The organism is Burkholderia sp. BCC1644, from assembly GCF_902833225.1.
In the GTDB taxonomy this organism is placed as follows: Bacteria; Pseudomonadota; Gammaproteobacteria; order Burkholderiales; family Burkholderiaceae; genus Burkholderia.
Genome location: NZ_CADFEI010000007.1, coordinates 205,876 through 230,918 on the forward strand (window position 1 = coordinate 205,876; position 25,043 = coordinate 230,918).

Here is a 25,043-nt window from a genome sequence, read left to right on the forward strand (position 1 = left end):
GCGGCGGCGCCGGCTCGATGGCTCAGCGTTTTTTTAGCGGCAGCGGCACGACGCTTTTCACGTCGCGCAGCCCGGCCGGCTCGGGCCGCAGGTAGCCCCAGTCGCCCTGCGCGACGGCGGTGTCGTTCCCGGTTGTGCCCGGTTGATCTTCCGGCCGCTGGCGCGCATCCGGCGGCGAACGATCGTCGCGTTCACCGTTTTGTTGCGACGATCCGTGCGACGGCGGCGTACCCGCATGGCGCCGGTGCCGCAGCACGGCCTGCGCCACGCGCTCCACATGCGACACCGTCACCGCGTCGGCCTGTTCCAGCGCGGCGAGCGCACGCGCGGCGCGCAGCATCACGAGATCGGCACGCAGCCCGTCGACGGCCGCATCGATGCACAGCGCGCTGACGCGCGCATGGACCGCATCGTCGAAATCAAGCGTCGCCAGCCGTGCGCGCGCCGCGTGGATCCGGTCGCCGAGCGCGTGCTGCGCGGATGCGTGACGTGCACGGAACGCATCCGGATCGAGATCGAATGCCAGCCGCGCCTTCACGATCCGCTCGCGCTGCGCAGCGTCGAAACAGTTCTCCAGTTCGACCATCAACCCGAAACGGTCGAGCAGTTGCGGGCGCAGCTCGCCCTCCTCGGGATTCATCGTGCCGACCAGCACGAAGCGCGCGTCGTGCGCGTGCGACACGCCATCGCGCTCGACGATGTTCACGCCGCTCGCGGCGACGTCCAGCAGCGTATCGACGAGCCCGTCGGCGAGCAGGTTCACTTCGTCGACGTACAACACGCCGAGATGCGCCCTCGCGAGCAGGCCCGGCCGGAAGCGCACGCCGTTCTCGGCCAGTGCATGCGCGAGATCGAGCGTGCCCGTCACCTGTTCGTCGCTCGCCGACAGCGGCAGCGTGACGAACTGCCCTTCGGGCAACAGCTCCGCGAGGCCGCGCGCGGCGGTCGATTTCGCGGTGCCGCGCGGGCCGCTCACGAGCACGCCGCCGAGCGACGGGTCGATTGCGGCGAGCAGCAGCGCCTGCTGCAACGCATCCTGCGCGACCAGCGCCGCAAACGGAAAGACCGCGCGGGCGCGGTGCGTCGTCGGATCGGTCATCGCCGTCCTCCTTCCTGAAGTTGTTCGCTCGCGAGCCAGACCGCCTCGATCCGCTCGCGATAGTCGCCCGGCTGCTGCCACAGGCCGCGCTGCATCGCCTCGACGAAGCGTTCGCAAATGCCGTGCAGCGCTTTCGGGTTGTGCCGTTCGAGGAATGCGCGGGTGGCGTCGTCGAACAGGTACGCGTCGGCGACGAGCGCGTACTGGTGGTCGGACAGCACGCGCGCGGTCGCGTCATAACCGTACAGGTAGTCGACGGTCGCGGCCATCTCGGCCGCGCCCTTGTAACCGTGACGCTTCACGCCATCGAGCCATTTGGGGTTGACGACGCGCGAGCGGATCACGCGCGCGATTTCCTCGCGCAGCGTGCGCATCTTCGGCGCGACCGGGTTCGCATGGTCGCCGTGGTAGATGCTCGGCTGCTGCCCGGACAGGTGCCGCACGGCCGCCGTCATCCCGCCCTGGAACTGGTAGTAGTCGTTCGAATCGAGGATGTCGTGCTCGCGGCTGTCCTGGTTCTGCACGACGACATCGATCGTCGCGAGCCGTTCGCCGAACACGTCGGCCGCCGCGTCGCCCGCGCTGTTCTGCGCGTACGCATGGCCGCCCCACTGGCAGTACGCATCGGCGAGATCGGCGTCGGTCTGCCAGCGGCGCTGGTCGATCAGGTCCTGCAGGCCCGCGCCGTAGCTGCCCGGCCGCGCACCGAACACGCGCCAGCCGGCGCGACGCCGCGCTTCGTCCGGCGCCATGCCCTGCGCGAGCCATTTCGCGCGTTCGCGCTCGATGCGTGCGCGGATCGGGTTCAGCGCCTCGGGCTCGTCGAGCGCGGCCACCGCCTGCACGGCCGCGTCGAACAGGTGCATCAGGTTCGGGAACGCATCGCGGAAGAAGCCCGACACACGCAGCGTCACGTCGATGCGCGGCCGGTCGAAGATCTCGATCGGCAGGATCTCGAAGTCGGTCACGCGATGACTGCCGTGCGCCCATTTCGGTCGCACGCCGAGCAGCGCGAATGCCTGCGCGATGTCGTCGCCGCCCGTACGCATCGTCGCCGTGCCCCATACCGACAGGCCGATCGCGCGCGGATAGTCGCCGTGATCCTGCAGATGGCGCTCGATCAGCTGCTGCGCGGATTTCAGGCCGAGCGACCAGGCGGCTTGCGTCGGCACCGCACGCGTGTCGACCGAGTAGAAGTTGCGGCCGGTCGGCAGCACGTCGGGGCGGCCGCGCGACGGCGAGCCGCTCGGCCCCGGCGGCACGAAACGGCCGTCGAGCCCGCGCAAAAGCTGGCGCATTTCCTCGCTGCCGCACGCGTCGAGCGCGGGCAGCAGCGTCGCGCGGACGCGCTCGATCACCGCGAGCGTGTGCGGCCATTCGCCGGACGGTATCGCGTCGGCGCCAGGGTTGCCGCCATCGGCCGCACACAGTCCGTCCAGCCATCGCTGTGCAAGCCGTTCGAGCCGCTCGCGCGTATCGCCCGCATGGCGCCACGGCGATGCGTCGAGCGCCTGCAGGACCGCCGGGCGCGGGCCGGCCCACGGCGCGGCCCAGTCGGCCGCGAGCGGATCGAAGTCGCCGCCGAGCGCGAGATCGCGCGCCAGCGCGCCGATCAGCCCCGCGCGAGCGCCCTTGCCGTCGCCGACCGGAAAACGCGCGAGCGCGAGCAGCGTGTCGCGACGCTGGCGATCGGCCGGCGACAGGCCGAATACGTGCAGCCCGTCGCGAATCTGCGCTTCCTTCAATTCGCACAGCCATGCGTCGACGCGCGTCAGCAGCGCATCCTCGTCGCCCGCATCGCGCGGCGGCGACACGCTCAGTTCGTCATGCAGACGATGCTCGGCGATGGTCGCAAGGATCGTCTTGCGCAGCAGCTTCGCGCGCCGCGCATCGACCATCAGCGCTTCGTAGTATTCGTCGACCTGCCGCTCGAGATCCTGCAGCGGGCCGTAATTTTCCGCGCGCGTGAGCGGCGGCATCAGGTGATCGATGATCACGGCCTGCGCACGGCGCTTCGCCTGGCTGCCCTCGCCCGGATCGTTGACGATGAACGGATACAGGTGCGGCAGCGGCCCGAGCGTCAGGTCAGGCCAGCACGCGTCGGACAGCGCGACGCTCTTGCCCGGCAGCCATTCGAGATTGCCGTGCTTGCCGAGATGGATGACGGCGTCGATGCGATACGCATCGCGCAGCCAGAAATAGAACGCGAGATACGCGTGCGGCGGCACGAGATCCGCGTCGTGGTAGCTCGCATAGTCGTTCTCGCCGCGCGAGCGCGACGGCTGGATGCCGACGAACACGTTGCCCGCGCGCCAGCCGGCGATCGTGAAGCGCCCTTGCCGCAGTGTCGGGTCGGCTTCGGGCGGCCCCCAGCGTTCGTTCAGCGCGTCGCGCACGGACGCCGGCAGCCGCGTGAAACGCGCAACGTAGTCGGCCAGCGGGAAGCTCTGGAACGCGGGCCGCAATGCATGCACGGCCGCGTCGTTGGTCACGCCTTCGGTGAGCCGGGCGATCAGCGCGTCGCCGTCGGGCGGCAGGTCAGCCAGCGCGTAGCCCGCGTCGCGCAGCGCCGCGAGCACGCGCAGCGCGGACGCCGGCGTGTCGAGCCCGACGCCGTTGCCGATCCGCCCTTCGCTTTGCGGATAGTTCGCGAGAATCAGCGCGACGCGCTTGTCGCCATTGTCGAGCGTGCGCAGCCGGCACCAGCCGCGCGCAAGCGCAGCGACGAACGCGATCCGCTCGGCGTCCGGCTGGTAGCGCACGACATCGACCTCGGTGTGCGGGCACCGATACGCGAGCCCCTTGAAGCTCACCGCGCGCGTGACGATCCGGCCGTCGACTTCGGGCAACGCGATGTGCATCGCGATGTCACGCGCATGCAGGCCCTGGTTGTCGGCCACCCAGGCGTCGCGATTGCCGCCGGACAGGATCACCTGCAGCACCGGCGCGTCGCCGGCGAGCACGTCGTGTTCGGGGCTGTCGATCGCGCCGGCCGCGAACGCGGTCGTGTTCAGCACGAGCGCGACGTCGTGCGTGTCGCAGAGCTGCGTGATGACTTCGCGGCTCACCGCATCCTTCAGCGACGTCACCGCGATCGGCAGCGGATTCAACCCTTCGTCGACGAGCGCATCGGCCAGCGCATCGAACACGGCCGTGTTCGCGGCCTGCCAGTGCGCGCGATAGAACAGGATCGCGACGACGGGCGCACCGGGCGTCCAGCGCGGCCGCCAGTCGTCGACGCTCGCGCGGTCGCGCGCCGGGTGATACAGCGCGGCGGCCGGCAGCGGGCGCGGCAACTCGGGTTCGTCGCCGAACCCGAGCGTATGGAAGGCGATGCTGCGCAGCAGCGCGTCGGCGTTGTGCACGCCGCCCTCGCGCAGATAGCGCCACCACAGCCGGCACAGATCCGGCGCGACGGTGCTCTTCGCGACGAGGTTCGGATCTTCCTGCAGGTCGCCCGAGAACATCGCGAGCTGCTGCCCGCGCTTCGATGCGAGCGACACGGCCTGCTCGATCCCGTACGGCCAGTACGCTTCGCCGCCGAGATGATCGATCACGACCGTCTTCGCGTGGCGCAGCACGTCGTCAACGTAGAAATCGACCGACGCCGGCTGGCGCAGGAACGTGACGTTCGCGAGCCGCACGCTCGGGAACCCGGCCGGCAACTGCGGCACGACGCTCGCGAGCAGCGACAGCGTCGTGTCGGCCGAACTCAGGATCACGATGTCGGCCGGCTGCTGGTCGATCCGGACGACGCCCTGCGTATCGTCGACGAAGCCGCCCGGCGTGGTGCGCAGCAGATGCATCGTGCGTTACGCCTGTTGCGGCTCGGCCGCGCACGCGGCGTCGAACGCGCGTTGCAGCGCGGCCGCGTCGAGATCCTCGCCGATCAGCACGAAGCGGCTCGCGCGCGTTTCGCCGTCCTGCCAGCGACGGTCGAAATAGCTGTCGAAGCGGCGGCCGACGCCCTGGATCACGAGCCGCATCGGCGCGCCGGGCAGCGCGGCGAAGCCCTTCGCGCGGTAGATCGTGTGCGCTTCGACGACCCGCTGCAGCGCGGCGATCGTCGCCTCGCGCGTGCCGGCGTCGCCCGACACGACCACCGAGTCGAAATCGTCGTGATGGTGATCGTGATCGCCGTCTTCGGCCGAGCCATGATGGTCGTGACGCAGATGGATCGTTTCTTCCGATGCCGATTCGAGACCGAGCAGCATCGCGAGGTCGAGCTCGCCGCGCGTCGCGCGCACGATCTTCACCTGCGGCGGGATCTCGTCGCGGATCGCGGTTTCGATCTGCGCGAATTCCGCATCGCCGACGAGATCGGCCTTGTTCACGATCACGAGATCGGCGGACGACAGCTGATCGGCGAACAGTTCGTGCAGCGGCGATTCGTGGTCGAGGTTCGGATCGGCGCGGCGCTGCGCGTCGACAGCCTGCGGGTTTTCCGCGAACTGGCCGCTCGCGGCGGCCGGGCCGTCGACGACGGTCACGACCGCGTCGACCGTGAAGCTGTTGCGAATCGTCGGCCAGTTGAACGCCTGCACGAGCGGCTTCGGCAGTGCGAGGCCCGACGTCTCGATCAGCACGTGGTCGATGTCCGCGCGGCGCTCGACGAGCGCTTCCATCACCGGATAGAACTCTTCCTGCACGGTGCAGCACAGGCAGCCGTTCGCGAGTTCGTAGAGCTGGCCCGACGCTTCGCCCTGCGCGCCCTCGGCATCCTCGCAGCCGATGCCGCAGCCCTTGAGGATCTCGCCGTCGATGCCGAGTTCGCCGAATTCGTTGACGATCACCGCGATGCGGCGGCCTTCGGCGTGCTGCAGGATGTGGCGCATCAGCGTCGTCTTGCCGCTGCCGAGAAAGCCCGTGACGATCGTGACGGGAAGCTTGCGTAGGGTCATGGTAGGTCCGGTGTCGAAGAGGGAATCAGGACGGGATCGTCGCGTCGGTGGCGGCGAGGCAATTCAGCGGGCGAAGCGCAGGACGATCGCCGCGTGATTCGCGCGGACGGCCGCACGACGGGCGGAACAACGATTCGGACATGGTGCTTCCTTGCGAACGGTCGACATCGTGAATGCCAACACGGCTACCGCCGGCCCGGCCCGTGCCGCCTGCCGTTCGCCGCGTGGGCCCGGGCGCATTCGCGCGGGGGCCGATCGGCGGAGACAGCGGGAAACACCGGGCGTCGGGCCTGCTGCGGCCGTGGACGATGCGCCGCCTCCCCGCGGCGCTGAACCCCAACGTTTAGGCCGGTATCCGGGCTGGCGAACACGCCGCTTCGCCTTCCCGGATGCATGCGGCATCCAGTGGCGGTCGTCCGCCTGCACGAGACAGGCGGCGAAGCGGCGCTGCATCGCGTTGCGCGCGACACGTTCGCTTACCGTTGCGGGGGCAGCACAGGTTGGCTCGACTGCGATGCAGGCAGGCTCCCTGTTTCCCGTTTAACTGCGCGCGCCGGAGCGGCACGCGCGAGCACCAAAACGCGTGCGAGTGTAGGCGGCGGTGCGGGGAGCGTCAAGGCGGCATGGGCGGCCGGGCTGCGTTGCGCACCACCCGTGCGCCGCGCCGGAGGCCGTCCGTGGCCGGTTCGCGCGGGCGAGCCGTGTGCTATCGTAGCGCCGCGTTCGGTGCTCGCATGCGCATTCCGCGCATGCAGTTAAACGGGAAACAGGAGGCGGACGTCCGCCCGGCCTGTGCTGTCCCCGCAACGGTACGCCGCCCGCGCGACGCGCTCCCCGCGCACGCGCCCAGGCCGCCCGCGATGCCACTGCCCTTCACCGGGCGGGAAGGCTGCGGCCTGGCAAGCGGCCAGCCCGGATACCGGCCGACGCAAGGGGCGAGCCCGATGCTCGCCGAACGCCCGATCCGCGGGGGACGGATGGGGTGCGCATTCCGCCCGCGTTCGCGCGGGCTTCGCCCGATCCGTCATGCATTGCCTGTCCGCCGGCCGCCGATGTGCCGCCCGCCTTTTCCTTTCCACTGCTTCGACACGGTGCGTGCCGTGCCGCGTGCAATGAGCCGCGCCTGGCTCATCGGCGCCGGCCCCGGCGACGCCGACCTGCTGACGCTCAGGGCCGTGGGCGCGATCGGCATGGCCGACGTGCTGCTCGTCGACGATCTCGTGAACCCCGACGTGCTGCGCCATGCGCGCGCCGACGCGCGGATCGAGCACGTCGGCAAGCGCGGCGGCCATGCGTCGACGCCGCAGGAAGCGATCGTCGCCGCGATGCTTGCGCACCTGCGCGCGGGCCGGAGCGTCGCGCGGCTCAAGGGCGGCGATCCGTTCGTGTTCGGCCGCGGCGGCGAGGAACTGGCCGCGCTCGGCGCGGCGGGCTTTCCGGTCGAGGTCGTGAACGGCATCACGGCGGGTATCGCCGCGCCGGCCGCGCTCGGCATTCCGGTCACGCAGCGCGGTGACGCGCAGGGCGTGATCTTCGTCACCGGCCACGGCGCAGGCGCCGACGAGCCCGACTGGCGCGCGCTCGCGGCCACGCGCATGACGATCGTGATCTACATGGGCATTCGCCGGCTCGACGCGATTACCGCAGCGCTGCGCGACGGTGGCCTGCCGGGCGATACGCCGTGCGCGGCGATCGAGAATGCGACCCGCCCGGAACAGCGGCACGTACTCGCGACGCTCGACAGCCTCGTCGAACGCATCGGCGCAACCGGACTCGGTTCGCCGGCGATCGTCGTGATCGGCCGCGTCGCGGCGCTCGCCGACGATCCGGCGGTGCGCGCGGCGCTCGGTGGCCGCGCATGATGCGCGTCGCGCTCGGCATCGGCTTTCGCGCGGACGTCACGGCCGCGCAACTCGATGCCGCGATCCGCGCGGCGCTGGCGTGTTACCCGGCCGTCGAACCGGCGCTCGTCGCGACGCTCGCCGACAAGGCGCGCGCCCGTGCGCTACGCACGCTGTGCGCGCGGCGCGGCTGGCCGCTCGTCGCATTCGACGCGGTGCAGCTGGCGAGCCGCCCCGAACTGGCCGCGAGCGGTCCGTCGGGCGCCGCGCTTGCACGCTTCGGTGTTGCAGGCGTGGCCGAACCATGCGCGCAGCTCGCGGCGCCGAACGGCCGGTTGCTGGGCCCCAAATCCATCCGGGACGGCGTGACGGTCGCGTTCGCCGGCCCGCTCTGAACCCTTTGTTTCGCTTTCTTTCGACAGGATCAATCCGATGAAAACCGACGCCGAATCCCATCAACGGATGACTGAACGCCGCCGCGCCGGCCACGAGAAGAAGCAGGCTGCCGCCACCCATGAAAAGGGCCTGCTGATCGTCAATACCGGCAACGGCAAGGGCAAGAGCACGGCTGCGTTCGGCATGGCCGTGCGCGTGCTCGGCCACGGCATGCGGCTCGGCGTCGTGCAGTTCATCAAGGGCGCGCTGCACACGTCCGAGCGCGACTTCCTCGGCGCGGTCGCGGAATGCGATTTCGTGACGATGGGCGACGGCTATACGTGGAACACGCAGAACCGCGACGCCGACATCGCGACCGCGCGCAAGGGCTGGGACGAGGCGCGCCGGATGATCGAAAGCGGCGACTACCGGATGGTGATCCTCGACGAGCTGAACACCGTGCTGAAGTACGAATACCTGCCGCTCGACGAAGTGCTCGCGACGCTCGTCGCCCGTCCGGATTCGGTGCACGTCGTCGTGACCGGGCGACACGCGCCCGATGCGCTGATCGATGCGGCCGACCTCGTCACCGAAATGCGGCTCGTCAAGCATCCGTACAAGGAGCAAGGCGTGAAGGCGCAACGCGGCGTGGAGTTCTGAGCGTGCCGGCCTGCCCCGCGCTGTTCGTCAGTGCGCCCGCGTCGGGCCAGGGCAAGACGTCGGTGACGGCCGGCCTCGCGCGGCTGCACCGCCGGCTCGGCCGCCGTGTGCGCGTGTTCAAGACCGGGCCCGATTTTCTCGATCCGATGCTGCTCGAACGCGCGAGCGGCGCGCCCGTGCATGCGCTCGACCTCGGGATGGTCGGTGAAGCCGGCTGCCGCGCGTTGCTCGCCGATGCCGCGCGCGACGCGGACCTGATCCTGATCGAAGGCGTGATGGGGCTGTTCGACGGCGCGCCGAGCAGCGCCGATCTCGCGGCCGCGTTCGGCGTACCGGTCGTTGCGGTGATCTCGGCGAAGGCGATGGCGCAGACGTTCGCGGCGATCGCATTCGGGCTCGCGCGGTTCCGGCCGGGGCTGCCGTTTCACGGCGTGCTGGCGAATCGTGTCGGCTCGGCGCGGCATGCGGAATTATTGCAACAGGCGCTGCCCGGCGACCTCCGCTGGCTCGGGCACGTACCGGCCGATGCGGGCATCGCGCTGCCGGAGCGGCATCTCGGCCTGCACCAGCCGGCGGACATCGACGATCTCGACGCACGGCTCGATCGCGCGGCCGACGTGCTCGCGCAGACGGCGCTCGCCGAATTGCCGCCGGCCGTCGCGTTCGCGGAACCGGATGCCGCGGCGCCGTTGCCGCGTGCGCTTGCCGGCAAGCGGATCGCGGTGGCGCGCGATGCGGCGTTCTCGTTCATTTATCCGGCGAATCTGGCGCTGCTCGACGCACTCGGTGCGCAGTTGAGGTTCTTCTCGCCACTCGCCGACGAATCCGTGCCGGACGATTGCGACGCGTTATTTTTGCCGGGCGGCTATCCCGAACTGCATGCGGCGACGCTTGCAGCGAATGCCGAATCCGCGAAGACGATACGCGCGCACGCGACGGCCGGCCGGCCGATCGTCGCGGAATGCGGGGGGATGGTGTATCTGTGTGAATCGCTGACCGATGTGGACGGCGTAACGACGCCGATGCTCGGCCTGCTACCGGGTCACGCGACGATGCAACGCCGGTTCGCGGCGCTCGGCATGCAGCAGCTCGATACGCGTACCGGGCCGATGCGCGGCCATACGTTTCATTATTCGACGCTCGCGACACCGCTGGAACCGGTCGCGAACGCCGTGCGCCCCGACGGCACGTCGGGCAGCGGCGAAGCCGTCTATCGCCACGGCGCGATCGTCGCGACATACATGCATATGTACTGGCCGTCGAATCCGGAGGGGGTTGTGGCGCTGTTCGGCGGCACGGCGTTCTGACCGGAAAACCGGCGAGGCGCCCCGATGTCAGGGCTTTTCGCGCCCCGGCGCTTCCGAGCGCGAAGTGCGGATCACGGTGCCGTCGGGCGAGAAATGCGCGTTGAACATCGCGTCGCCCGATACGCCGCCTTCGGCCCAATGCCAGCTCCATACCTCTTCATGGCTCAGCGCGTATTGCGCGATCTCGGTCGGCTTGCCGAGCAGTTGCCGCACGTCGTCCTTCGACATCCCGGGCACGACCTTCGCGATGTTCGCGGCAGTCAGCGCCTGCGTGATCGACACGAGCCGGCCGTCGGGCCCGAAATCGAGCATGTAGGTGCTCGTGCCGTACGGGCCGCGCGGATACTCGAACCGCTGCGAGCCGTCATCGCCTTGCCTGACCATCTCGGGCTTGCCCGCCTGACGAAGCACGTCTTCGGTCGTCGAGACGCCTGGCTGCAAATTGCCAAACGCCATCGGATCGGGCTTGATCGCATTCACCGCGTCGGCCACCTTCTGGTCGTCGCACCCGGCCGCCAGAACGCCGACCGCACACGCCGTCAGCACGGTCAAAAGCTGTTTTCGCATTTCATCCACACCTGTATTCATCGAGCCGATCCGGCGTCGCGCGCAGCGTAGCATGCGACCTGTTGCACCGATGTCAAGGAGCGTCAAATTCACGCGCGTCCTGTCGCGTCCGGTTTCACGGACGCACACGCAGATGTCGAACGGCGGCGGCCACGCCGCCGCGCCTTCGCTTCAGACCAGGAACGCCTCGGCCAGCTTGACCCAGTACGACGCGCCGGTGGGCAGCGCTGCATCGTTGAAGTCGTAGCCCGGGTTGTGCACCATGCAGCCGCCCTCGCCGTCACCGTTGCCGATGATCAGGTAGCAGCCCGGTCGCTTCTCGAGCAGGAACGCGAAATCCTCGCTGCCGGTGAGCGGCACCATCCCGTCGATCAGGTTCGCTTCGCCCACCCACTCGCGCGCGATGCCGCGCGCGAACGCGGTCATTTCCGCATCGTTGACGAGTACCGGGTAGCGGCGCTGGTAGTCGATCGTCGCGGTCGCGCCGAACACGGCGGCCTGCGCATGCACGACTTCCTTGATGCGCGTCTCCAGCAGGTCGCGCACGTCGGGTTTCAGCGCGCGCACCGACAGGCGCATCTGCGCGCGATCGGGAATCACGTTCGGCGCCTCGCCCGCGTGGATCGCGCCGACCGTGACGATCGCCATGTCGAGCGGCGACACGTTGCGCGACACGATTGTCTGCAGCGCAATGACGATCTGCGCGCACACGACCACCGAATCGACCGCCTTGTGCGGCACCGCGCCGTGGCCGCCGCGGCCCTGCACGTCGATGACGACCGTATCCGACGACGCCATGAACGACCCCGGCAGGAAGCCGAATTTGCCGGTCGGGAAACCCGGCATGTTGTGCATCGCGAAGATCGCATCGCACGGGAACAGGTCGAACAGCCCTTCGTCGAGCATCTTCTTCGCGCCGCCGAGCCCTTCTTCCGCCGGCTGGAAAATCAGGTTGAGCGTGCCCGAGAAGCGGCGCTCGCGTGCGAGATGCTTCGCGGCCGCGAGCAGCATCGCCGTGTGGCCGTCGTGACCGCACGCGTGCATCTTGCCGGCGATCTTGCTCTCGTACGGCAGGCCCGTGGCCTCGTGGATCGGCAGCGCGTCCATGTCGGCGCGCAGGCCGAGGCGCTGCGTGCCGGTGCCGACTTTCAACTGCGCGACGACGCCCGTGCCGCCGAGCCCGCGATGCACCGTGTAGCCCCACGACTGCAACTGCTCGGCGACGAGGTCGCTCGTCGCGAATTCCTCGAAGCCGAGTTCGGGATGTGCATGGATGCGGTGCCGGATCTCGATCATTTCGTCGGCGAGGCCTGCGGGAATCACGCTGTGCGTCACGGTGTCGTCTCCTGTTTCTGCGGGGAATGTGCAGGCAAGGATAGTCGGTTAGCAGGCAACCGGGCAGACGGAAAGTCGTCACGGTAGCAACTGATGGTTGCCGCATCTCGCGCCGCGTACGATATGAACAAACCGGCCATCCGGATGGCTGCCGCTTGCAGTCCGGGAACGCGAAACTGTGGGCTCCACATCGATTTGACGAACACCGGGATTCGACGATCAACGTTCACGCACCATGACCGATACCTCGCCCGCCCGCTCGAAGCCGACGCGCGCCGGCCGCTCGACCCGGCGGCGGTTGCACTGCTCGCACGAGACGCGAAACGGATTGCTTCGGCGCAAACGCGCAGCGTCGTCCCGCTTTCGCGCTGCCGCGCTCAGGCCGCCCAGTCTTCGAGCGACAGCCCGGCCACCCGGCCGAATTCCCGGCCGTTGTTCGTGACGAGCACCGCACCGGCCGCGATCGCATGCCCGGCGATCGACGCATCGTTCGCGCCGATCGGCGTGCCGCGCACGGCGAGATCGGCGCGAATCGCGGCCGTGGCATCGACCGCCGCCGTATCCCACGACAGCACGCCATCGAGCCGCGAAACAAAGGCCGCCACGAGTTCCGCATGCTTCGGCGACGCCTTCCTGCCGACGGCGCCGAACCGCATTTCGGCATAGGTAATGGCCGACACGACGATCCGGTGCTGCGCATTGACGCACGACTGCAGCCGCGCCAGCACCGCCGGCGGCCGCTCGCGCATGATGAACGAACAGATGTTCGTATCGAGCATGTAGAGCGTGGTCACTGGCCGGACTCCGTCGGCGCGGCATCCCCGCCGGAAAGGTCGAAGCGGCCGGACTCGATGACGGCCGGGCGTTCGGCGAGGAAGTCGGCGTCGGCCAGCGGTTCGCTCGCGAGCGAGAGCCACGTGGGCCGCACCGGCCGCAGCAGCAACGTGTCGCCCTCGCGGCGGATCTCGAGTTCCGTCACCCCCTCGAACTCCATGTCCTTCGGGATGCGGATTGCCTGGTTACGGGCGTTTTTGAAAATGGAAACGGTGCGCATGAGCCACTCCATGGGAGTACGATGCGCCCATTCTAGACATATGCCGGCATATGTCAATTTGACGGGGTGCGAATCGGGTGTCGCGCCCCACGCTGTCGCGGATGTTCGGGTCATGTTGCCAGCCTGTCGTCGATGAAGAGAGCGATCGATTCTTCACGACGCAGGCCGCGCAGTCCATATCCCGGACGGCCAATGCAGGTGCATCGCAAGGCCGCGCGCAACGTCGCACCGACGCTGCGCACCGGCCCCGTCACGGCAACCGGAAAGTGTCAAAGAACGTATCGCGCTCGATCACGGTGAGCGCCGCGCGCTTGTGCGGGAAATCGAACTCCTTGAGCGTATGGAACCCGAGCCGGTGCATGTACGCGATGTGCCGCACGTGATCGACGCGCGGCTCGCCGACGAGCCGCTGCGTGCGCGGTTCGTCGACGAACATGTAGTGCAGCACCCCGCTCCACCACGCATGCAGCTTGCCCGCGCTCTGGAAACGCGAGTCGCCGATCAGCAGGTGCAGCCCGCGATCGTAGTCGTGCGCGTCGTAGAACGGCGCGAGGCGGTCCTCTTTTGCCCAGTAGAACTCGAAATAGCCGAACGGCGTGTCGTCGAAATAGCCGATCATCGGGTGCATGTGCGGATCGGCGAGCCGCTCGGCAAGGTACGCCGCATGCTCGTCGCGCGTGCCGCGCTGGTCCCAGAAATGCGCGACGCGATCGAGGTTCATCCAGCCGCTGAACAGGTCCGCGTGCGCGTCGAGGTCGACGGTGCGCAGGCTGAACGTCATGCCCACCTGCGGCATGTAGCGCGCATAGATCTCGCCGGCCGGCGACGGCGGCCGCACCGGATGCCGGTGGCCGTTCGTGATCGCGTAGCGCAGCGGCATCCCGCCCGACGCGGGCGCCTTCAGCCACGGTCGCGGGTTCTGCCAGAAGGTGGCGCGCGACACGGTGAGCCGCAGCGTGTCGCCCGCGACCTGCGCGCCGTCGATCACGCCCTCGCGCACCGCGCGCGCGATGTACGACTCGACGGCTGCCGCGTCCGCGCCGGCGAGCGGCACCGAGATCGTCGCGATGTCATGCCGCGTGTCGGTGTTGAACAACGCGACGAACGCCGCGAGCAGCATGTCCGGTGCATCGTCGTGCCGCCATGCGTCGAGCGTGTGCTCGACGACCGCCACGGCCTGCCCCTGCGCGGCGCCGTCGAGCGCCGCAGCCACCTCTCCTTCGACGGCGTCGGCGGCGCCGGCCGGTTTCGTCAGCGTGTCTTCCATCACAGTGCTCCCGCGTCGTGGCGGTCGGCGAGGACATGCAGCCCCTGCTCGAGCGCCGGAAACAGGCTGCGCTGGAAATTGTTCCAGCGCAGTTCGAGAATCGTGTCGTCCGGCGCGATCGGCGTGTCGAGCACGTCGCTGATCACCTCGCCGGAATCGATGCCGTTGTCGACGTAGTGAAACGATGCGCCCGTCATCGTCACGGGCGCGACGGACGACGTCGTGCCGCTCGCCCAGTCGACCCGTTCGCCGCGCGCGCCGTGCAGCGCGTCGAGCGTCGCCCACGCGCCGCGCCGCTGGTACGGCGAATCGTCGGCCGTGATGCCCGGGTGGATGTTCGCGATGCGCCGGTGAAAGCGCGCGCCGGGCCGCACGAGCTCGTCGAGGATCACGAGGAGCCCGTCGAGCACGACGATGTCGGCGTCGAGTTCGAGCAGGCGCTCGAGCAGACGGCGCTCGAACGCCTGCTTGGCCGCAACGCGCTCGCGCGCGTCGCGCGGCAGCCGCCGGTACGTCGACGGAATCGAGCAGAACAGTTCGTCGACCGGCCGGCCCTGCACCGTCAGGCCTTCCGGCAGGATCCACGGCCGGCCCGGCGTGCGCGCGAAGCCGTAGTCGGCGACCTTCGCGCGGTCGGCCGGCGAACCGTCGTCGTCGTCGACGATCACGCCTTGCAGCGTGTAGCGCTCGCCGAGCGGCGAGTCGTTCAGGCGCTCGACGAGGAATTCGAGCGGCGCCTTCATGTAGCGCGTGCCGCCCTGGTAAGCAACCGGCTGGCCGGCGCGATCGGCCGCGCCGTTGCGCAGCGACTGGATGTAGACGAGATTTTTCTTCGGCATGGATGCGTCGTGGAATAAGGGACGAAGGCGCCGCGGCCGGCCCGCACCGGCCACGAAGGCCGGCCGGCAGGCCGCGGCGCGCGACGTCACCAGTTGTATTTCGCGGTCGCGATCACGGTGCGGTCGGTACCGAAAACGCAGACGTTGTACGACTGGCAACCGCTGATGTAGTGGCGGTTGAACAGGTTCGTCCCGTTCACGGCGAAGCGCCAGTTACGCGTGTCGTAATGCAGGCCCGCGTCGAACAGCGTGACGCTCGAGACCGTCAGCGAGTTGTCGGCCGCCCCGGCCGACGCGCTCTGGTAGCGAATGCCGCCGCCGAGGCCGAAGCCCGCGAGCGGCCCCGTGTGCCACGTCCAGTCGGTCCACAGCGACGCCATCTGGCGCGGACGCGGAATGTCGACCGGCCAGTTGTTGAGCGACACGTCGTTGGCCTTCACGTTCTTCACGTCCTGGTAGACGTACGACGCGATCACCGACAGATTCGACGTGACCTTGCCGGTCGCGCTCAGTTCGATCCCGCGCGAACGCACTTCGCCGGTCTGGACCGACTTCGTGCCGGTATCGTCCTGGCTCGGCAGCGCCGACGTGAGCACGTTGGTCTGGTTGATCTGGTAGATCGCCGCATTCAGCATCAGGTTCTTGCCGGGCGGCTGCCAGCGCAGGCCGGCCTCGATCTGCTTGCCGCGCGTCGGCTGCGGCAGCCCGCCGCCGACCAGATTCACGCCGATCAGCGGGTTGAACGACGTCGCGTAGCTGATGTACGGCGACAGCCCGTAATCGCCCTGGTACGTGAGGCCGACGCGGCCGGTGAACGCCGTGACGTCGGCCTTCGTCGACGTGCCGGCCGCACGGTCGTCCATCCGCATGTTGACCCAGTCCTCGCGGCCGCCGAGCGTCAGCGTCCAGCGGTTCCACTTGATCTGGTCCTGCGCGTACAGGCCGAACGTGTTCATCGTCGTGTAGGTGTTCGTCCGGTACGTGGTGTCCGGATTCGAGAACACCGACAGCGTGACCGGCGTGTAGACCGGGTTGTAGATGTTCAGCGGCGGCGCGGCGGCGAGCCATTCGCTGTCGGTCGCGGTCTGGCGGTTGTACTGGAAGCCGAGCAGCAGCGTGTGCTGGAGCGGGCCCGTTGCAAAACGGCCTTCCAGGTTGTTGTCGATGTCGAAGCGGCTGTAGTTCATCTGGAACACGCCGGCCCAGCGCGACACGTCGGTCGTGCTGCCGTCGACGAAGCCGTTGCCGAACACCGAACCGTTGTCGAGCGACAGATGCATCAGGCGGGTGTTCTGGCGGAACGTCCATGCCGGCGTCAGGTTCCGCTCGAACTGGTAGCCGACCGACCACTGCTTCTTGCGGTAGTAGTTGAAGCTTCCGTCGCCTTCGTAGACGTCCTTGTTGATCTGCCCGTTCGGGTTCGGCAGCACGGTGCCGACCGCCGGCAGGAAGTTCGACGAGATGTCGCCCCAGTCCTGCAGGTACGTCGCGGCCAGCGTCAGCGAGGTATCCGCGTCCGGGCGCCAGCGGAACGACGGCGCGAGCGCGACGCGCTGGTCGTTGTTCGGGCCCGTCAGTGCGTTGCCGTCGCGCGCGACACCCACGAACCGGTACGCGTACTTGCCGTCCGGGTCGAGCTTGTCGCCCACGTCGATCATGAACTGCTTGCGCGCGTAGTTGCCGATCTGCACCCCGGCTTCGCGCACGCGCTCGCCGTCGGCGAGCTTGGTCTGCACGTCGATGATCGCGCCCGGGTCGCCCGCGCCGTACAGCACCGAGGTCGGCCCGCGCAGCACGCTGATGCTGTCGATCATGTACGGATCGACGCGCCAGCTCGCGAGGTTGATCGTGTTCGGCACCTGCAGCCCGTTCACGTAGGCGGTCGGCGTGAAGCCGCGCAGCGCCGCGTACCAGTCCGAGCGGTTGTCCGAACCGTACGACGAGAAACCCGGCACGTAGCGCAGCGCCGCGTTCACGTCGGTGGCGCCGGTCATCTCGATCTGCTGCGCGGTGACGACGTTGATCGTCTGCGGGATCTCGTTGAGCGGCGTGTCGGTCTTGGTGCCGCTCCTGCTGCGCTTCGCGACGAGCCCGACCGTGCCGTCGCCGGCCGAGGCCGCGTTGACGGTGATCGCCGGCAGCGTGCCGTTCTGCGCGCCGGTCGACGTACTGGCCGCCGCGCCGTTCTGTGCACTGCTGGCCGACGCCGCGGCGCCTGCGTTCACGGCCGGCGCCGTCTGGGCGAATGCGTGCCCTGCCGCCGCCGTACCGAACGCCACGCTTGCCGCGGCTGCGATCGCACGCAAACGCGTGCCTGTTGCCCACTCCATCTTTCTCTGCTCCACTTTTTTCATGCGGTCTCCGACCGCGCCTTTGTCAAAGAGCGAAAGCCATCCGGCCCGCGCTCACCCCGTTTTCTTGTCTTGCCTTGGCCGCGCCTTCGTCATGGGCGGGCGCGATCCCGTCTTCGAGCGACGCGCAGATCTCGTCCGCGCGGCGCGCCAGTACCGACAGCAGCGTGTCGGACAATCCGTGGCTGTCTTCGCAGCAGCCTTGCAGGTAGATGCGCGGCGCGAAGGTTTCGGGCGTCGCGAGCAGGTAGTCGCGCGTGACGTCGCCGCGCGTGAGCGCATCGCCCAGGTGCGGCGCGAGCCCTTCGAGCAGGGCCGAATGCGTGTCGCGGCGGTAGCCCGTCGCGAGCACGAGCGCGTCGAAGCGCTCGACGCGCGTGGCGCCGCTCATCCGGTCGCGCAGCGTCAGCTCGATGCGGCCGTCGGCGGTACGCACCGCGGCCTCGATCGCGCTGTTCGCGAGCAGTGCGTGGCGCGGCGTGCCGTCGATGCGCTGCAGGTACAGCATTTCGTAGATCTGCTCGATCAGCGGCCGGTCGACCACCGCATAGTTCGTGTCGCGATAGCGGTCGAGCAGCGCGCGGCGCGCGTCGTGCGGCTGGGCATAGACGACGTCGGTGAACTCGGGGCTGAAGATCTCGTTGACGAACGGGCTGTCGTCGGCCGGCTTCAGCGCGCCGGCACGCATCACGAGGCTCGCGTCGACGTGCGGGAAGCGGCGCGCGAGGTCGATGAACACCTCGGCCGCGCTCTGCCCCGCGCCGATCACCGCAACGCGGCGGCGCTCGCCGTCGGGCGATGCGACGAGCCGGTCGATATCGGTCAGATACGACGACGAATGGATCACGCGGTCGCGGCCGAGCGCGGCGAACGCGTCCGGAATCGCAGGCGTGCCGCCGACGCCGACCGACAGTGCGCGCGTGACGCGCTGGCGCTCGTGGCCGGCCGCGTCGCGCGACAGCACGCGCAGCGCGTCGATCTTCGCGCCGTCGCCGCGTACCGGCTCGATCGCCAGCACGGTCTCGCTGTAGTGAACGCGGTCGTCGAACGCGTCGGCGACCCAGCTCAGGTAGTCGTGGAACTCGACGCGGGTCGGATAGAAGTTCTTCAGGTTGACGAATTCGTTCAGGCGGCCACGTTCGAACAGGTAGTTGATGAACGTGTAGCGGCTCTTCGGATCGCGCATCGTGACGAGATCCTTCAGAAACGAGATCTGCATCCGGCAGTCGTCGAGCAGCATCCCGCGATGCCAGCCGAATTCCGGCTGGCGTTCGACGAAGCAATGGGCGAACGTGCGCGCGCCGGCGCGCTCCGCGAGGCGCACGGCCAGCGCCAGATTCGACGGCCCGAAGCCGACGCCGATCAGGTCGAATACGGTTTCTCTCTGCATGTCTCAGCTTCCTTGTCGGTGAATCCGGCCCGTCAGACGTGACGGCCGGAGAAGAACGTCTCGCGCAGCGTGCGCATCCACAGCGGCTGCGCGTCGGCCAGCGCCAGACGGCGCTGCCGCGCGAAGCCATGCCGCGCGAGATGGTCGGCAACCCGCGCGTGGCCGGCCGGAACGGCACAGCCGACCGCTTCGGTACGCGGGTCGTCGAGAAACAGGTAATGCACGACGGACGGCAGCCATCCGGCCACGCGATGCGAGCCGCGCCAGCGCGACTCGCCGACCAGCATCCGCAGCCCGCGGTCGTAGTCGCGCGCCGCAACGTGCGGCGCGAGCGCGTCCTCCTTCAGCCAGTACGCTTCGAAATACGCGAACGGTTCGCCGTCGAAACAGCCGACGAGCGGCGTCACGTGCGGATCGGCGTCGGGGGCGATACCTGGCGCGCCTGCCGTGCCGCGTTGCGCGGGCTGCGCGCCCGGCCAGCCGTCGCGCACGCGCGGCTCGTCGAACCAGCGCGCGAGTCGCGCGGTGTCCTCCGCCGGCTGCCATCCGCGCAACGTGAAGCGCACGCCGAGCGCCGGCAGGTCGCGTGCGTAGACCTCGCCGCGCGGTGCGGGCGGCCGGCGCGGGTGACGCCGGCCGTCGGTGAGCATCGGCAGCGTCGCGCACGGCAGATGCGTGCCGACGAGCCACAGGTCGGCCTGTTGCGCCCAGCCGTCACGCAGGCAGCGGCCGCCGTCGGCGAGCACGCCGCTCGCGCGCAGCGCATCGAGCGCGACCGCCGGCCACGCGGCCGGATCGAGCCGGATCGCCGCGTGGCGTGCGCTGTCCGAAAACGCCGCGGCCAGCGCAGCCAGCAGCGCACGGCGCTGGTCGGCCGGCGCCGCGCGATGGTTGTAAGCGACGAGGCGCAGCGCGCCGTCGTCGCCGAGTTGCGCGCGCAGCAGCTGCGCGCCGATGCCGTCGCCCTGCGCGACACGGATCTCCGTGCCGTCGCGCACCGCGAACAGGCCGTCCGCGAACGCGAGGCGGTACGTATCGAGCATCGTGAATCCGTCCGGACGCACTTCAGCCAGCATGGCGCGCCTCCTGTCCTGTTTCCGCTCGTGCATCGAGTCGTGCGCCGAGGGCCGCGAGCGTCGGCGACGCGAATACGTCGGCGACCGTCAGCGCGTGACCGGCACGACCGGCTGCGTCGACGAAGCGCACGACGTCGAACGACGTCGCGCCGGCTTCGAACAGGTCCGCATCGGGCTCGGGCGCGGCCGTCGCGAACGTGTCGGACCACAAGCCGGCGAGCACGACCGCCGCGTGCGACGACGGTGCGTGGCCCCGTGCTTCCGTGCTCGCGTGTGCGCTGGACGCGGCGTGCGCGGCGGCGCATGCGTCGGGCATGCCGAGCGCCGCTTCCGACGCGCCGGCGAAGCGGGCCACTTCATCGTGATAGACATCGACGAGCGCATCGACGAAACCGCGGTCGAGCAGTTCGTCCGCATACGAAAACGCAGCGCTCACGCGGCCGTCCGGATGCTCGACGACGTCCAGCTCCAGCGTGAACACGACGCGATGGCGCACGTCGTCGAATTCCGCAAGCGACAGGCCGGCCCAGTCGCGCGCGGCCGCGCCGGTCGGACGCAGGTAGTTGAACATCACCTGGAACAGCGGATTGGCCTGCGCGGTACGCGGTGCGCGCAGCGCGGCGACGACGTCGGCGAACGGCACGTCGGCATGCGCGTACGCGGCGAGCGCCGTGTCGCGCACCTGCGCGAGCACGTCCGCGCGGCGGGCAGCCGGGTCGATCCGCGTACGCACGACGACCGAGTTGATGAAGAGACCGAGCGCTTCGCGGGCCGCGTCGCCGGTCAGCTCACGCGTCGACGCAAGCACGCCGACCGGCTGGTCGGCCGCGCCCGTCGCGCGGAACAGCGCGGTATTGAGCGCCGCGTGCAGCAGCATCGGCAACGTGGCGTGCGCGGCCGACGCGGCGTCGCGTGCGGCGCGAATCAGGTGGGTGTCGAATTCGAACGCGATGCGGGCGGCCCGCCATTGCGGGTTGGCCGGCGCGCCCGCACGCTGCGGCAGCACGCGCGACGGCAGATCGGCCAGCGCATCCTGCCAATACGCGACGCGGGCAGGATTGCTCGACACCGGCAGCACGAGCGGCAAGGCCGGTTGGGCGGCTTCCAGCGCCGGCAACGCATCGCCTTGCACGTGGGCGACGTAGCGTGCGCGTATCGCGTCGAACCACCGATCGATCGATTCGCCATCCGACACGATGTGATGGACCGTCACCGACAGCACGTGGTCGTCCGCCGCGAGCCGCAGCACGCGGGCGCGCCACAGCGGCGTATCGGCCGCGAGGTCGAACGACGTCAGTGCGTCCTCGTCGGTCAGCACGGCGGCTCGAGCAAGCGCATCGGCTTGCGCCGACAGGTCGATCACCGGCAGTTCGACCGAAACATCCGCATCGATCCGCTGGCCCGGCAGCGCGCCGTCGCGTGCAACGAGTCGCGCGCGCAGCGCCGGATGCACGGCCGCGACATCCGAGAACGCCGTGCGCAGTGCATCGACGTCGAGCGGGCCGCGCACGCGCAGCGCGACCGGAATGTTGTACGCGGCGCTGTCCGGCTGCGCGCGCCACAGGAACCACAGCCCGAGCTGCGCGGGCGACAGCGGCCACACGCCATGTGCATCGGGCCTGGCCACCGCGACGCCCGGCGCCGTGGCGCCGGCATGCACGGCGCGCGGCGCATCGACCACCTGCAACGCGTACTGCGCCAGCACGGGCGCCTCGAACAGCGCGCGCACCGGCACGTCGCGGCCGAGCCGTTCGGCCACGCGCGTCGCGACGCGTACGGCGGCAAGCGAATGGCCGCCGAGATCGAAGAAGTGGTCGCCACGGCCGACGCGCTCGAGATTCAGCACGTCGCACCAGATCGCCGCGAGCGCGGCTTCGTCGCCGTCGCGCGGCGCCTCGTACGCGCGCTCGACGCGCACCGGCGCAGGCAGCCGCGCGCGGTCGACCTTGCTGTTCGCGTTGCGCGGCAGCGCGTCGAGCACGATCAGCTGCGCGGGCACCATGTAATCGGGCAGCGTGCGGCGCAGGTGCGCGTCGAGCGTCGCGGCTTCGACCGGCTGCGCGGCGGCCTGTGCATCGGCGGTCAGTTCGACATACGCGACGAGCTGCGCGAGCGCGCCCTGCCCGTGCACGACCGCGCACGCTTCGCGCACGGCGTCGTGCGCGGCCAGTTGCGCTTCGATCTCGCCAAGCTCGATGCGCAGCCCGCGCAGCTTCACCTGGTGATCGACGCGGCCGATGAAGTCGAATACGCCATCCGCGCGGCGGCGCACGAGGTCGCCGGTGCGGTACAGCCGCGCGCCCGGCGCACCGTACGGATCGGGCACGAAGCGTTCGGCCGTCAGCGCCGGACGGTCGAGATAGCCGCGCGCGACGCCGATCCCCTCGCCGCCCAGGTACAGTTCGCCGATCACGCCGACCGGCAGCGGATGCAGCCGCTCGTCGAGCACGTGCGCGGTGCGCGCGCCGACCAGCGTGCCGATCGGCAAATACGCGGCGTCGCCGAGTTTCGCGAGATCGTCGCCGGGCCGGAACATCCACAGCGTCGGCGTGATGACCGTCTCGGTCGGGCCGTAGCCGTTGACCACGCGCACGTTCGGCAGCGCGCGGCGCAGCATCGCAAACGCTTCGCGCGACGTCGCCTCGCCGCCGACGGTCAGCGAGCGCAGCGTCGGCGGCGCGCCGTGCGCGAGCGCCCATTCGGCGAGCTGCGCGGCGCAGCCGGGCGGCACGTAGGTCATCGTCACGCCGTCGCGGACCATCATCGCGCAGGTCTGCGCGGGCGGCCACAGCACGTCGGCCGTCACCGACACGGCGGCGCCCGACATGTATTGCGAAAACCAGCCTTCGTGCGCGCCGTCGAAGTTGACCGACTGGAACAGCAGGAACACGTCGTCCTCGCCCGCGCCGTAGCGTTCGGCGATCGCCGCGCAATGCAGCGCGAACGACGCATGGTCGACGATCACGCCCTTCGGCTTGCCGGTCGAGCCCGACGTGTAGATCGCGTAGGCCGCGTGGCCCGGCAGCACGTCCGGCAGCGCGATGTGCGCGGCTTCGTCGAGTGCAGCGACTTCATCGGCACGCCATACGCGCAGCGCCGGCAGCTCGGGCAGCGACGCGGCGCTCGCGCCGTCGGTCAGCACGTGCGCGATGTTCGCGTCGCCGACGATCTGCGCCAGCCGTTCGCGCGGATGCGCGGGATCGAGCGGCACGAACGCGGCGCCCGACTTCAGCACCGCGATCAGCGCAACGAGCAGGTCGACCGAGCGTTGCAGCGCGACACCGACGCGCATCTCGGGTCGTACGCCGGCCGCGACCAGATGGCGAGCCAGGCGCGCCGCGCGCGCGTCGACCTCGCCGCGCGTCAGCGCGCGGTCGATATCGGCGACGCCACGTGCATCGGGCCGCGCCTGCGCATGCGACGCGATGCGTGCATGCACGGGGACGAATGGCTCGGCGTCGGCCGCCCCTGCCGGCGCGTTCCACGCAAAGAGCTGCGCGCGTTCGCCGGCCGGCAGCCAGTCGAGATCGCCGACCGGCATGTCGGGGCGTGCAAGCGCATCGCCGAGCAGCGTGACGAAGCGCGCGGCCAGACGCGCGATCGCGTCGGCATCGAACAAATCGAGCGCATAGATGAATGCCGCGTCGAACGTGCCGTCGGGCGTCGCCTCGACGGACAGCGTCAAATCGAATTTCGCGGACGGCGTGCCGGACGGCAGCAACGCGGCCGCCGCCGCGCCGAGCGCCGGCAGCGCACGGCGTTCGCCATACGCGGCCATCACCTGGAACAGCGGATGGTGGCTCGCGCTGCGCGGCACGCCGAGCGCGTCGACTACCTGCTCGAACGGCACGTCCTGGTGCATCTGCGCGTCGACGAGCGCGCGCTGCGTGCGCGCGACCAGCGACGAGAAATCGCCGTGCGCGGGCACGTCGACGTCGATCGCCAGCGTATTGACGAAGAAGCCGATCAGGCCGGCGACTTCCGCGCGTTCGCGGTTTGCGGCCGGCACGCCGACGCAGATCCGTGCGTCGCCGGTCGCGCATGCCAGCAGCGCATCGAGCGCGGCGAGCAGCACGGCGAACGGCGTCGCGCCCGATGCAGCGGCAAAGGCACGCAGTTGCGCGCCGACGCGCGCGTCGAGCGAAAACACCTGACGCGCACCGCGCGCGCTGCGGCGCGCCGGCCTTGCGGCCGCGCCCGGCAGCGTCAGCACGCCGCGCTGTGGATCGAGCCGTTCGCGCCAGAACGCGAGCTGGCGATCGCGCTCGCCGGCATCGAGCCAGCGGCGCTGCCACAACGCGTAATCGGCGTACTGGATCGGCAGCGGCGCGAGCGGCACCGGCCGGTCGGACGCATACGCACGATAGAACGCCGCGAGTTCTTCCAGCATCACGCCCGACGACCAGCCGTCCGACACGATGTGATGCACGGTCAGCGCGAGCCAGTGATGCGTCGCGTCGAAGCGCACCAGGTGCGCACGCACGAGCGGCGCCGCGCCGAGATCGAACGGCTCGGCTTCGTCGGCCGTCGCGACGGCTTCCGCGCGCGCCACGCGCTGTGCGTCCGGCAGCGCTTCGAGATCGGTTTCGCGCCACGGGCAGCGCAACGGCGCGTGGATCGTTTGCGCGACACCGTCCTGCGCTTCGTCGAAGGTCGTGCGCAGGGCTTCATGACGGGCAATCAGCGCATCGCATGCGAGCCGCAGCGCGTGCGCGTCGAGCGGGCCCGTCAGCGCCAGACGTTCGGTGATGTGATACGCGTCGGGCGCATCGATCAGCCGCGCGTGCAGCCATAGCCGCGTCTGCGCGAACGACGCCGGCACGCGTTCGCTGCGCGGCGTGCGCGGCGGGATCGGCAGCACGCGGAAGTCGATGCCGGCCGCGCCGAGCTTGTCGATGAAGACCGCGCGCTGCGCGTCGGGCAGTTGCGCGAAACGCGTCGCGAGCGCGAGCCAGTCGGGTTGAACCTTCGTCATCCGTCG

17 protein-coding genes and 2 riboswitches are annotated in these 25,043 nt (G+C 69.8%); of the genes, 4 read left to right on the forward strand and 13 right to left on the reverse strand.

Annotated features, from left to right (window positions below):
- Positions 1–22: 22 nt before the first annotated feature.
- The 3 genes from HWX87_RS16130 to cobW are packed head-to-tail and all read right to left on the reverse strand — an operon-like array spanning position 23 to position 6,000.
- Complete coding sequence (locus HWX87_RS16130; RefSeq protein WP_176048045.1) at positions 23–1,099, reverse strand: ATP-binding protein; 1,077 nt, start codon at positions 1,097–1,099, stop codon at positions 23–25.
- Positions 1,096–4,905: a cobaltochelatase subunit CobN gene (gene cobN, locus HWX87_RS16135; protein WP_176048046.1), complete on the reverse strand. Its 3,810-nt coding sequence runs from the start codon at positions 4,903–4,905 to the stop codon at positions 1,096–1,098. Before cobN ends, HWX87_RS16130 begins: the two co-directional genes overlap by 4 nt.
- Before the next feature lie 6 nt (positions 4,906–4,911).
- Positions 4,912–6,000 (reverse strand): cobalamin biosynthesis protein CobW, encoded by a 1,089-nt coding sequence (gene cobW, locus HWX87_RS16140; RefSeq protein ID WP_176048047.1) that lies wholly within the window; start codon positions 5,998–6,000, stop codon positions 4,912–4,914.
- A gap of 328 nt (positions 6,001–6,328) precedes the next feature.
- Positions 6,329–6,594: riboswitch (cobalamin riboswitch) on the reverse strand.
- Positions 6,595–6,707: 113 nt separating this feature from the next.
- Positions 6,708–6,943, forward strand: a riboswitch (cobalamin riboswitch).
- A 109-nt stretch (positions 6,944–7,052) separates the two neighbouring features.
- On the opposite strand from cobW, the gene cobA reads away from it, so the two are divergent.
- From cobA to HWX87_RS16160, 4 genes are read left to right on the forward strand one after another with little or no spacing between them, the layout of a single operon-like run.
- Positions 7,053–7,862, forward strand: coding sequence for a uroporphyrinogen-III C-methyltransferase (gene cobA / locus HWX87_RS16145; protein ID WP_176048048.1), 810 nt, complete (start codon positions 7,053–7,055; stop codon positions 7,860–7,862).
- Positions 7,859–8,236 carry a cobalamin biosynthesis protein gene (locus HWX87_RS16150; protein WP_176048049.1) on the forward strand — a complete coding sequence of 126 codons (378 nt, stop codon included), beginning with the start codon at positions 7,859–7,861 and terminating at the stop codon, positions 8,234–8,236. The genes cobA and HWX87_RS16150 overlap by 4 nt, the downstream gene beginning before the upstream one ends.
- 37 nt (positions 8,237–8,273) lie before the next feature.
- Entirely contained in the window at positions 8,274–8,876 is a 603-nt protein-coding gene (gene cobO / locus HWX87_RS16155; protein WP_175844021.1) for a cob(I)yrinic acid a,c-diamide adenosyltransferase, read from the forward strand.
- 2 nt (positions 8,877–8,878) lie between these two features.
- A complete protein-coding gene (locus HWX87_RS16160) occupies positions 8,879–10,183 on the forward strand; it encodes a cobyrinate a,c-diamide synthase (RefSeq protein ID WP_176048050.1) in 1,305 nt (434 codons plus the stop codon).
- A gap of 27 nt (positions 10,184–10,210) precedes the next feature.
- Here the strand turns inward: HWX87_RS16160 and bamE are convergent, their stop codons facing one another.
- The 10 genes from bamE to HWX87_RS16210 form a co-directional block, all read right to left on the reverse strand.
- A complete protein-coding gene (gene bamE / locus HWX87_RS16165; protein WP_048244354.1) occupies positions 10,211–10,750 on the reverse strand; it encodes an outer membrane protein assembly factor BamE in 540 nt (179 codons plus the stop codon).
- 171 nt (positions 10,751–10,921) lie between these two features.
- A complete protein-coding gene (locus HWX87_RS16170) occupies positions 10,922–12,085 on the reverse strand; it encodes a M20 aminoacylase family protein (RefSeq protein WP_176048051.1) in 1,164 nt (387 codons plus the stop codon).
- Between the two features lie 377 nt (positions 12,086–12,462).
- Positions 12,463–12,879, reverse strand: coding sequence for a PIN domain-containing protein (locus tag HWX87_RS16175; RefSeq protein WP_176048052.1), 417 nt, complete (start codon positions 12,877–12,879; stop codon positions 12,463–12,465).
- Entirely contained in the window at positions 12,876–13,139 is a 264-nt protein-coding gene (vapB, locus tag HWX87_RS16180; protein ID WP_176048053.1) for a type II toxin-antitoxin system VapB family antitoxin, read from the reverse strand. Before vapB ends, HWX87_RS16175 begins: the two co-directional genes overlap by 4 nt.
- A 250-nt stretch (positions 13,140–13,389) precedes the next feature.
- Positions 13,390–14,406 carry a GNAT family N-acetyltransferase gene (locus tag HWX87_RS16185; RefSeq protein ID WP_176048054.1) on the reverse strand — a complete coding sequence of 339 codons (1,017 nt, stop codon included), beginning with the start codon at positions 14,404–14,406 and terminating at the stop codon, positions 13,390–13,392.
- Complete coding sequence (locus HWX87_RS16190) at positions 14,406–15,245, reverse strand: formyltransferase family protein (RefSeq protein WP_176048055.1); 840 nt, start codon at positions 15,243–15,245, stop codon at positions 14,406–14,408. Before HWX87_RS16190 ends, HWX87_RS16185 begins: the two co-directional genes overlap by 1 nt.
- A gap of 86 nt (positions 15,246–15,331) precedes the next feature.
- The gene (locus HWX87_RS16195) at positions 15,332–17,599 is read right to left on the reverse strand and encodes a TonB-dependent siderophore receptor (protein WP_176048056.1); all 2,268 of its coding nucleotides are present in this window, start codon (positions 17,597–17,599) and stop codon (positions 15,332–15,334) included.
- 22 nt (positions 17,600–17,621) lie between these two features.
- A complete protein-coding gene (locus tag HWX87_RS16200) occupies positions 17,622–18,986 on the reverse strand; it encodes a lysine N(6)-hydroxylase/L-ornithine N(5)-oxygenase family protein (protein ID WP_176048057.1) in 1,365 nt (454 codons plus the stop codon).
- A gap of 32 nt (positions 18,987–19,018) precedes the next feature.
- Positions 19,019–20,062, reverse strand: coding sequence for a GNAT family N-acetyltransferase (locus HWX87_RS16205; protein WP_176048058.1), 1,044 nt, complete (start codon positions 20,060–20,062; stop codon positions 19,019–19,021).
- Positions 20,052–25,037, reverse strand: coding sequence for a non-ribosomal peptide synthetase (locus HWX87_RS16210; protein ID WP_176048059.1), 4,986 nt, complete (start codon positions 25,035–25,037; stop codon positions 20,052–20,054). The genes HWX87_RS16205 and HWX87_RS16210 overlap by 11 nt, the downstream gene beginning before the upstream one ends.
- Positions 25,038–25,043: the final 6 nt, after the last annotated feature.

Excerpts from the sequence above, each read along its gene's own strand:
- HWX87_RS16190 (WP_176048055.1), bottom strand. The coding sequence starts at position 15,245 with ATGCCGAAGAAAAATCTCGTCTACATCCAGTCGCTGCGCAACGGCGCG.
- HWX87_RS16130 (WP_176048045.1), bottom strand. The coding sequence starts at position 1,099 with ATGACCGATCCGACGACGCACCGCGCCCGCGCGGTCTTTCCGTTTGCG.
- HWX87_RS16195 (WP_176048056.1), bottom strand. The coding sequence starts at position 17,599 with ATGAAAAAAGTGGAGCAGAGAAAGATGGAGTGGGCAACAGGCACGCGT.
- HWX87_RS16200 (WP_176048057.1), bottom strand. The coding sequence starts at position 18,986 with ATGCAGAGAGAAACCGTATTCGACCTGATCGGCGTCGGCTTCGGGCCG.
- vapB (WP_176048053.1), bottom strand. The coding sequence starts at position 13,139 with ATGCGCACCGTTTCCATTTTCAAAAACGCCCGTAACCAGGCAATCCGC.
- HWX87_RS16210 (WP_176048059.1), bottom strand. The coding sequence starts at position 25,037 with ATGACGAAGGTTCAACCCGACTGGCTCGCGCTCGCGACGCGTTTCGCG.
- cobW (WP_176048047.1), bottom strand. The coding sequence starts at position 6,000 with ATGACCCTACGCAAGCTTCCCGTCACGATCGTCACGGGCTTTCTCGGC.
- HWX87_RS16150 (WP_176048049.1), top strand. The coding sequence starts at position 7,859 with ATGATGCGCGTCGCGCTCGGCATCGGCTTTCGCGCGGACGTCACGGCC.
- cobA (WP_176048048.1), top strand. The coding sequence starts at position 7,053 with ATGTGCCGCCCGCCTTTTCCTTTCCACTGCTTCGACACGGTGCGTGCC.
- bamE (WP_048244354.1), bottom strand. The coding sequence starts at position 10,750 with ATGCGAAAACAGCTTTTGACCGTGCTGACGGCGTGTGCGGTCGGCGTT.
- HWX87_RS16185 (WP_176048054.1), bottom strand. The coding sequence starts at position 14,406 with ATGGAAGACACGCTGACGAAACCGGCCGGCGCCGCCGACGCCGTCGAA.
- cobN (WP_176048046.1), bottom strand. The coding sequence starts at position 4,905 with ATGCATCTGCTGCGCACCACGCCGGGCGGCTTCGTCGACGATACGCAG.
- HWX87_RS16205 (WP_176048058.1), bottom strand. The coding sequence starts at position 20,062 with ATGCTGGCTGAAGTGCGTCCGGACGGATTCACGATGCTCGATACGTAC.
- cobO (WP_175844021.1), top strand. The coding sequence starts at position 8,274 with ATGAAAACCGACGCCGAATCCCATCAACGGATGACTGAACGCCGCCGC.